The following is an 8,984-nucleotide window of genomic DNA, read 5'->3' as shown; positions in this document are numbered from 1 at the left end:
GCTCGAGGGTCCTCTGCAGGACCCTCGCCTTCCGAGGAAGGAGGCTAACCGCCAGCGGTTTCGCCGCACTTTCTGACACTTCCCCTATATCGTCATCTCGAGCGGAGGCAGCATGATAAGTATCTCTACCGGTAAAAATCGCTAAAGCTACGATGAGTCGAGAGATCTTTCTGGTAGAATGACTATGATGGGGTTTTCAAAGACCGATTTGAGGTCCAGCGGCTTCGCCGCAAATACCCTCCCCAGCCTGCAGCATTCACTGGTGTATCTATTTCCATAAATCCTCATCGGTCGTAACCACCCGACCCCCGCTCTTATTCACACCTGCTGGTCAAACGTAAAAAAAAGCCATACCCATGAAAGTAAAGTACTTTCACAGGTATGGCGTTTTACTGTGTCAATTTGCCGATTATCAGAAATGGCGGTACAGGCCGATGACTTTTCCCCGGATGGTGACATCCTTGGAAATGATGGGTTTATACGCCGGATTTTCGGGCTGCAGGCGGATGTGGTCCGCTTCCTTGTAGAAACGCTTCACCGTAGCATCGTCATTGCCTACGAGGGCTACTACAATATCTCCGTCCTGGGCATGGTCCTGTTCGGAAACGATGAGGTAGTCTCCTTCCTGGATGCCCGCATTGATCATGCTGTCGCCCCGGACCACGAGGATGAAGCAGTTATTATCACTGCCCACCATTTCAGCGGGGAGGGGGAATACAGATTCCACATGTTCGTCGGCTACCAGCGGTTCACCGGCACGGACAGCGCCCACCATGGGCATGGGAATCATTTTTTTATGGCGCCAGGACATATCATCCACCACTTCGATGGCCCGGGAGCTGGCGGGATCTCTCTTGATGACACCCATTTCCTCGAGGCGGGCCAGATATCCATGGACCGTGGACGTGGAGCGGAGGTTTACAGCGCTGCAGATTTCACGGACTGTGGGGGGATAGCCATCTTCATAAATTTTCTTGCGGATAAAGTCAAGAATGCTCTGTTCCCGGCTTGTCAGTTCCTTGTTATTTGCCCTTCTTCTAGCCATGTTCGTCCCTTCCTTAATGAATTAAGAGTTATAGAATCCATTGTTTTTCTATTTTTAAAGTCATAAATCTATATTTATTATACAGGATAGAGACGGTGAAATCAAACAGAAGTTCATGGAATAAATGATTCATTTCCCCCATTTTGGAAATACAAACATCTGAGCGTAGATTAAAAAAGTTTAATTCCTCGTTCTATTGTACGAAACTTTGTTTTGTACTACTATATACATAGAAACGATGTTCTGCGAATGAAAGTTTTACAAAATAACGTTCCTGCAAATAAAAGTTTGATTCATCCATGCAGTTGTTCAGAAAAGGGGGGAGCTGCCATGAAAAAGATTATATACCTGTTCATTGCTCTGGTTCTATTCTGCGGGTGGGGTGTCAATGCTTCCATGACCGGTGATTCCGTGCAGTACGAGACGGTGACGGTGGAAGAAAACGATACGCTCTGGGATATCGCTGCCCGACGCACGGACAATACCAGAGATATCCGGAAAGTCATTTACGATATCGAACAGTTCAACCATATCAGTAATCCCGGTGAACTGGTACCGGGCATGACCATTAAGGTGCCGGTGAATCGCTGACAGATCATTGCGAAAATACGAACGCCTATTCTTCTGACAAGAAAATTCGTCAAAAGAATAGGCGTTCGCTTTTGTGGATAGTGGGATAGTGAGAAAGTGAGTTAGTGAGCTAGTGGGTTAGTGGATTAGTGGGTTGGGTAGGTTGGCTAGGTTGGCTAGGTTGAAAGGGTTGAATGCAGCCCTATAACTGTGAGATTAGATAGGAAGATCCCTGTATCCTATAGCGGCTTGATCAGGTTAGTCAGGCTGGCAGGGGTGGAGCACAATTTTGCAGATTCTGAACGTTCGTTCTTTTAAAGGGAAATCCGGTGAAAAGAATGAATGTTCTTTTTTGTTTTAGAGTAACTCTGTAAAGGAGCCCGCTTATTGTAAAGTATCCCTGTAACAGGCAGGCCCTTCGCCAAGGGAGCACTTGCTTACAGGAAGTCTCAATAGAAGGGGGCATCATCATTGTGAGATATTCCATAATCATGCAGGCCCTTGGAGAAGGGCCGCGCCAAAGGCGCAGGGTGGATTGATGAAACGCAGCGCAGGTTCAAAGGATGAGGTGAAAGAGCCTCAAAACACCTTAGCTGCGAACAGGCATTCTTTTGACCGTAAAATGGGCTAAAAGAATGTCTGTTCTCTATTTGCGTAATAGAAAAGCATCCATAGTTTCACTTAAATATTTTATCAATGGGGTTATTGGTGAAGAGATCCGCTTCATTGATATAGCGCCGTACCATTTCCACGCTGCGGTGGCGGGTCTGCTTCATGATGAGCCGTTCTTCCACGCCCTTCAGGGCGGCGTAGGTGGCAAAGCCGTGGCGGAGGCTGTGGGCACCGTAAAATTCGGGATCCAGCCCTATGGAGGCAGCGTATTTCTTCACAATCAGGTTGATGCTTTTATCGCTGAGCCGGCGGGCGGACACTTTGCCGTTTTTGAGGAAACTCCGGAACAGGGGGCCCTCTGTAATTTCCGCACCGTTCATCCAGTCCTGGAGGGCGTGGATGCAGTCCATTTTCCGGTTGGAAATGTAGGGAATGCCGATCTGCTGGCCTTCAGAGGTCTGGTCCGTCTTGGAGTGGCGGATGGTGATGACAATGCCCTGGGGATACTTCGTAATATCCTCCACGTTGAGGCCCGAAAGCTCGCTCCTCCGGAAGGCGCCCATGAAGCCCAGGAGAAGCACCGCCTTATCCCGAAGGGAGGGGAGAGATGTATCCATATGGGACACGATTTCCTCGATTTCCTCCCAGTATAGTGGGGTCTTCCCCTTCTGCATACTGCCTTTGAGGCGAGTAAGGCCGATGAGGGCTTCCTTCACAATCCAGGCTTTACAGGGATTTTCCACATGGTCCCCGGAGGCATTGTAGTTTTCTGAAATGGCGCTGATTCGGCGCCGTATGGTGGCGGCCTTTGCGTAATCCGCCAGGTCATTGATATAGTTCACCACAGTTTCCGGTGTGGCCGGATAGGAACTCACATGGTGGTACCGGCACCAGTCACAGAAATCATTCCAGTCTGACTCATAGGCGTCGATGGTATTTCTGGACTTCGTGACGGACAGGGAATTCACACTCTTGTCCGAAAGTCCATCGCTCTGTGCGTTTTTAGAAAAATCGCGGAGAAAAAAATGGGTATCCATACGTGATCAGCCGCTGTCACATTAGACTGGCAGCTTTATCCTTTCATAATTTTTTATATTTATTAAACCAATGATCTATACAAGCAGTCAAAAAGCGCTAAAAAGTGCTTCCGATGGAATAAGTCCCAGACAGCATGCAAATCCGCTGAAGACTCCACCTGAAGCATTTTCTATCGATATTATATATCGAATTAAAAATAATGGAAGATGCTTCTAACGAAGTTGCTCACTAGTGGATTTTCAAGACCACCGAAGGCACATACAGAAGCATTTTCCAGAGAAACTATATAACCCGTAGAAAAGGTATACAGAGAACAGAAGTGGTATAGATAAACTATTGCAATTTGGCTGGAGAACTTGCTTATAATGTGCTGTTTGCTGTTATATCATCAATTGGTTATTTCTTGCAGGAGGACAAACATCCCTGATTGATTGTAGATAAAAAAAGGGAGATTCATCATTATAGGTTCCGATAACATTAAATTATCGGAACCTATTCATAAAGGCTTCTGCTGCCCCGGGCTTCCTACAGGCTTCCTTTCTATTGGATTTGGCCATATATGGTCTGTATGTATTATATCATATGGAGAATTGGGTTTTGGGGAAAGAGAATTGAGCCCCCTACAGCCTAAGCCGCAATGGGTCCGGTGCTTTGCCACATCATTGCACATAATAAATAAAACCCTGCAGGTGCTCGTACCGGATATACTGGACGAAACATCTGCAGGGTTTGTTCTGAGTTTAGATAGAATCGTTTTGTACAGGAGCCTCCAGCTTTTTAGGAAGCACTGATTAAATCGTTGTTCGATTATACTCTTGTATTTTCATGCAATACAAGGAATAATCCGACGCGAATAGCAAGCTATTTAAGGAAGATTATGACGCAGTATTGCATGAAAATACATGTATAATCGGACTCTGCGAATTAATCAGCGCTTCCTTAACTGCCAGAAAAGCTAATCAGGCCCTTGGGGCCATCCTATCATTTTCCATCAGTTGACCCATGACCTGTGGAGAATCCTATTCTTAGATGAAATCACTACAAATGAAGCATTCCATAACATGCAGCCTTAGAGATGGAGGTCCTGCAGAGGACCTCCAAGTTTGGCCTGAATACAAAAGGCGCTTAGCCTGCCCATAAAAGCGCCTTCCTTATAGGCCAAACGGTACGCGGCAAAGCTGCAGGATGAATTACCGTAGCCGTTAGCTGTTATATGTGAAGAAGCTGGGTAAGCAGCATCATCTGCTTCGCAGAATCCGATTCTTCGAAGCGGATCCATCCCCCGCCCTTCGGGCTGCCCCCTTCTCTAAGGGGGCACGCCTTTGTCGGATAGAGTCAGAAGTAGCAGGGTAAAACCTCAGGATGAATGCCTGTGAAGCTGCTGACCAGCTCAAGGCCCCGCCCGTTTGCACACGCCATTTAGCCACTCGAAGCGACGCAGGCTGACCACCTAGCTACTAGCCACTACCTGCTCATTTCTTAGTAAATGCGTACAGTTTCTCTGTAACCCTGTCCACTTCGGCGTATAGTTTTTCTGTATCGATGGTGAGGAGTTCCTTATGTTCCATCACCGGTTTGCCGTTGATGATGACCGTATCCACGTCCATGGAGTTGCCGGCATAGACGGCCAGGGATATGCTGTCGAATCTTGGTTTCCAGTTGTATCCGCTTCTGTCCACAAGGATAATGTCCGCCAGGTATCCTTCCTTCAGGACGCCCAGGTCGTCGTAGCCCAGACATTTGGCGCCGTCCACGGTGGCCATATCCAGCGCTTCTTTGGCGGTGATGGCGAAGGGATCGTAGTTGGCAGCCTTGTGGATAAGGGCAGCCAGGCGCATTTCAGCGAACATATCGAGCTTGTTGTTGGAGGAAGCGCCGTCGGTGCCGATGCCTACGGTGATGCCGGCTTTTCTCATCTTCGGTACCGGTGCCACGCCGGAGGCCAGTTTCAGGTTGGACGCCGGGTTATGGGCTACGCAGACATGTTTTTCCTTCATGATCCGGATATCATCGTCTGTCACATGGACGCAGTGAGCTGCCAGCGTAGGCCGGTCGAAGAGTCCCAGGGAATCCATGAGGGCGATCGGGGTCTTGCCGTATTCTTTCAGGCAGTTCTCCACTTCTCCCTTGGTTTCGGACAGATGGATATGGACGGGCATGTTGTATTTCTCAGCCACATCCCGGACCTTTCTGATATAGTCCGGTGGGCAGGTATAGGGCGCATGGGGTCCGATCATGACTTTGAAACGGCCATCCCCTGCCCCATTCCAGTTCTTGTAGAGCTCCACGTTTTCATCGATGCCCTTCTGTCCGTTGGGGCCGATACCGGCGAGGCCCCGGGCCAGGTTGCCACGGATGCCGGCCTTGTCGGCGGCTTTCGCGCAGGAGTCCATGAACATGTACATATCGCAGAAGGCGGTGGTGCCGCCGCGGATCATTTCCGCAAAGGCCAGCATGCTGCCCCAGTACACGATATCGTCGTCCAGGTGGTCTTCCGCCGGCCAGATCTTGTTCTGCAGCCAGTCCATGAGGGCCATATCATCGGCGTAGCTCCGGAAAAGGGTCATGGCCACGTGGGTGTGGGTATTGACGAGGCCCGGCATGGCCATCATGTCATGGCCATCGATGACTTCATCGTAATCTTCCACCTTCGGGTTTTCCGGGAAGGATTTGATGATTTTCCCGGAAATCTCGATATTCTTGTGCTCTTCTACTTTGCCGTCCCGGCAGAGTCCTACATTTTTAATGAGAATGGACATGGTTTCCTCCCTCAGTCAATACCCAGGTATTTCTTCTGTTCTTCGGTGAGCGTATCGATCTTGTATCCCATGGATGCCAGTTTGATGGAAGCCACCTTCGTATCCAGTTCATGGGGCAGCGTGTAGACCTTGGCGGTCATATCCTTGCCATGCTGCAGGAGGTACCGGGCAGCCAGGGTCTGCATGGCAAAGGAGAGGTCCATGATTTCTGCAGGATGTCCGTCGCCGGCAGCCAGGTTCACCAGACGACCTTCGGCCATGAGGAATACGGTCTTTCCATTGGGCAGTACGTAGCCTTCGATGTTCTTCCGGGCTTCGTACTTGCTGGTGCAGATCCGTTCCAGGTCCTTGCGGCTCACTTCACAGTCGAAGTGGCCGGCGTTGGCGCAGATGGCACCGTCCTTCATCTTCAGGAAATGACGTTCTGTGATGATATTGATATCGCCGGTGACGGTGAGGAAATAGTCCCCCAGCGCTGCGGCTTCGTCCATAGGCATGACCTCGAAGCCATCCATGACCGCTTCAATAGCTTTGATGGGGTCTACTTCCGTGACGATGACATGGGCACCCAGTCCCTTGGCACGCATGGAAACGCCCTTGCCGCACCAGCCATAGCCGGCGATGACCACGGTCTTGCCGGTGACCGTGAGGTTTGTGCTGCGGATGATACCGTCCCATGCGGACTGGCCGGTGCCGTAGCGGTTATCGAAGAGGTACTTGCAGTAGGAATCGTTGACCGCAATCATCGGGAATTTCAGCTCTTTATTCTTTTCCAGGATCTTCAGGCGGTATACGCCGGTGGTTGTTTCTTCGGAGCCGCCGATGAGGTTCTTCCTTGCATCCACTCTCGTGGTATGGAGCAGGTGTACCAGGTCGCCGCCGTCGTCGATGATGATGTCAGGCATATGGTCCAGGGCTTTATTCAGGAACATGGTGTATTCCTCGTCCGTGCAACCGTGCCATGCATAGACGGTGATGCCGTTCTTTACGAGGGCTGCGGCAATGGGATCCTGGGTGGACAGTGGGTTGCTGCCGGTGCAGATGACGTTGGCCCCTGCTGCTTTCAGGGTCAGTGCCAGGTACGCGGTCTTGGCCTCCAGATGGATGGACATGACGATGGTCTTGCCCTTGAAGGTCTGGTCTTTGATGAATTCCTTCCGCAGCGCATTGAGGGCGGGCATGAATTTTGCCACCCACCGGATGCGCTGTTCACCGTTTTCAGCCAGGGAAATATCCCGAATCATAGAATCACTCATAATTGTAAACTCCTTTCATATTTCTTTATAGCAGCATCATAGGGTGGAGTCAGTACGCCTTTCTCCGTAATGATGCCTGTTATCAGTTCATGGGGTGCCACATCAAAGGCCAGATTCAGCACGGGCATATCCTTCGGCGCCGCCAGGACACCGTGGTAAGACCGCACTTCTTCCGGGTTTCGCTCTTCGATTTTGATTTCTTTCCCTGAAGAAATGGAGAAATCAAAGGTAGAAAAGGGAGCGGTAATGAAGAAGGGAATGTGGTGGTACGCCGCCAGTATCGAGAGACCGTAGGTGCCGATTTTATTGGCACTGTCCCCGTTGGCGGCGATCCGGTCCGCCCCTGTGATGACCGCATCGATATGTTCATGGGCCATCACGTAGGCCGCCATGTTGTCGGAAATGAGGCGGCAGGGAATGTGATTGGCCATGAGCTCTGTCCCCGTGAGCCGGGCGCCCTGGAGAAGGGGCCTCGTCTCGTCGGCATAGACACAGTCGATCTGTCCTCGCTCATGGAGCCGGTAAATGACGCCGAAGGCGGTACCGATACCGCAGGTGGCCAGGGCCCCCGTATTGCAGTGGGTCAGGATGCGGAGATGCTTCTTTCCTGCAAAGAGGCGGGCTCCGTTGTCGGCCATGGCGTCGCAGAGGTGCTTATCCTCCTCCTCCATGGCCTGTGCCTTTTCCGTGAGTACGGAGAGGGCCCGGCTTTCTTCGGTATGATGGAAGAGCTCCGTCATCACCTTCACCGCCCAGGACAGGTTCACCGCCGTAGGACGGGCAGCATCCAGCCTTTTCCCGGCCTCTTCGAAATAAGCGGCCAGGTCTTTCCCGGAAAGGCCCTTTGCCAGCCCCTGCTGCAAGGCCAGCACCATGCCGTAGGCAGCGGCCACGCCGATGGCCGGCGCTCCACGCACCGCCAGGACTTTGATGGCCTCCGCCACCTGTTCATGGCTGCTGCAGCGGATATAGGCAATTTCATCGGGAAGCTTCGTCTGGTCCAGGAGGACGAGCTCCCCCTTTTCCCATTGGAGGGACTTTAATGCGCTCATAACAGATGGAATCCTCCGAAATCTTTGGCCGCATGGTGGCATTCGCAGTCCACATCGGGATCATAGGTCTTGGAAAGGATGGTAATGATCTTCTTGAAGCTTTCCAGGTTATGGTTCATGCAGTCCACCACTTCCTTATGGGACAGGGCGGTTTTGGAAATGCCGGCGGCGAAATTGGTGACCATGGAAATGGTGGAATAGCAGATTTCCGCTTCCCTGGCAAGGACGCATTCCGGAAGGTTCGTCATGCCCACCACGTCCGCTCCCCACTGGCGGTATGCCTTGATTTCCGCAGGAGTCTCAAACCGGGGACCTTCTGTGCAGATATAGGTGCCATGGGGATGGAGGGTGATGTGCTCCTCCTGTGCCGCCTTGATGATGGCCTGCCGGAGGGTCTCACAGTAGGGATGGGTCATGTCCAGATGGGCCACACCGTAGTGTTCCCCGTCATAGAAGGTGCCGTTCCGGGACTTCGTCATATCGATGAACTGGTCCACCAGCACCAGCTCCCCTGCTTTGTAATCCGGGTTCAGGGAGCCCACGGCGGTAGTAGATACCACCGCATTCACGTCCAGCATTTTCAGGGCGTAAATATTGGTCGGCGTATCGCTGTCTGAGGCTTTTCTGCCGGAAGTTCACGTTTGGGTATATT

General features: G+C 51.3%; 7 protein-coding genes. 1 reads left to right on the top strand and 6 read right to left on the bottom strand.

All coding sequences use genetic code 11. The features are described from left to right. Nucleotides 1-412: 412 nt before the first annotated feature. Nucleotides 413-1,045 (bottom strand): transcriptional repressor LexA, encoded by a 633-nt coding sequence (lexA, locus tag QZR21_RS06445; RefSeq protein WP_296097449.1) that lies wholly within the window; start codon nt 1,043-1,045, stop codon nt 413-415. A 330-nt stretch (nt 1,046-1,375) separates the two neighbouring features. Here lexA and QZR21_RS06440 point away from each other — a divergent pair, with 330 nt between their 5' ends. Next, entirely contained in the window at nt 1,376-1,636 is a 261-nt protein-coding gene (locus QZR21_RS06440) for a LysM peptidoglycan-binding domain-containing protein (protein WP_296097447.1), read from the top strand. A gap of 656 nt (nt 1,637-2,292) precedes the next feature. Here QZR21_RS06440 and QZR21_RS06435 read toward each other — a convergent pair. The 5 genes from QZR21_RS06435 to QZR21_RS06415 all read right to left on the bottom strand — a co-directional run bounded on the left by QZR21_RS06435 (nt 2,293) and on the right by QZR21_RS06415 (nt 8,925). Next, on the bottom strand, nt 2,293-3,264 hold the full coding sequence (locus QZR21_RS06435) for a site-specific integrase (protein ID WP_296097445.1): 972 nt from the start codon (nt 3,262-3,264) through the stop codon (nt 2,293-2,295). Between the two features lie 1,473 nt (nt 3,265-4,737). Next, nucleotides 4,738-6,024 carry an amidohydrolase gene (locus QZR21_RS06430; protein WP_296097444.1) on the bottom strand — a complete coding sequence of 429 codons (1,287 nt, stop codon included), beginning with the start codon at nt 6,022-6,024 and terminating at the stop codon, nt 4,738-4,740. Between the two features lie 11 nt (nt 6,025-6,035). After that, nucleotides 6,036-7,280: an adenosylhomocysteinase gene (locus QZR21_RS06425; RefSeq protein WP_296974444.1), complete on the bottom strand. Its 1,245-nt coding sequence runs from the start codon at nt 7,278-7,280 to the stop codon at nt 6,036-6,038. After that, a complete protein-coding gene (gene mtnA / locus QZR21_RS06420; RefSeq protein WP_296097441.1) occupies nt 7,277-8,332 on the bottom strand; it encodes an S-methyl-5-thioribose-1-phosphate isomerase in 1,056 nt (351 codons plus the stop codon). The genes QZR21_RS06425 and mtnA overlap by 4 nt, the downstream gene beginning before the upstream one ends. Continuing rightward, a complete protein-coding gene (locus QZR21_RS06415) occupies nt 8,329-8,925 on the bottom strand; it encodes an MTAP family purine nucleoside phosphorylase (RefSeq protein WP_296974450.1) in 597 nt (198 codons plus the stop codon). Before QZR21_RS06415 ends, mtnA begins: the two co-directional genes overlap by 4 nt. Nucleotides 8,926-8,984 lie beyond the last annotated feature (59 nt).

This window comes from uncultured Dialister sp., from assembly GCF_900541605.1.
Lineage (GTDB): Bacteria > Bacillota > Negativicutes > Veillonellales > Dialisteraceae > Dialister.
This window is presented reverse-complemented; position numbering and strand designations above follow the sequence as displayed.

Bases quoted from the DNA above. Each gene is read 5' to 3' on its own strand.
- lexA (WP_296097449.1), bottom strand. From the start codon at position 1,045: ATGGCTAGAAGAAGGGCAAATAACAAGGAACTGACAAGCCGGGAACAG.
- QZR21_RS06440 (WP_296097447.1), top strand. From the start codon at position 1,376: ATGAAAAAGATTATATACCTGTTCATTGCTCTGGTTCTATTCTGCGGG.
- QZR21_RS06435 (WP_296097445.1), bottom strand. From the start codon at position 3,264: ATGGATACCCATTTTTTTCTCCGCGATTTTTCTAAAAACGCACAGAGC.
- QZR21_RS06430 (WP_296097444.1), bottom strand. From the start codon at position 6,024: ATGTCCATTCTCATTAAAAATGTAGGACTCTGCCGGGACGGCAAAGTA.
- QZR21_RS06425 (WP_296974444.1), bottom strand. From the start codon at position 7,280: ATGAGTGATTCTATGATTCGGGATATTTCCCTGGCTGAAAACGGTGAA.
- mtnA (WP_296097441.1), bottom strand. From the start codon at position 8,332: ATGAGCGCATTAAAGTCCCTCCAATGGGAAAAGGGGGAGCTCGTCCTC.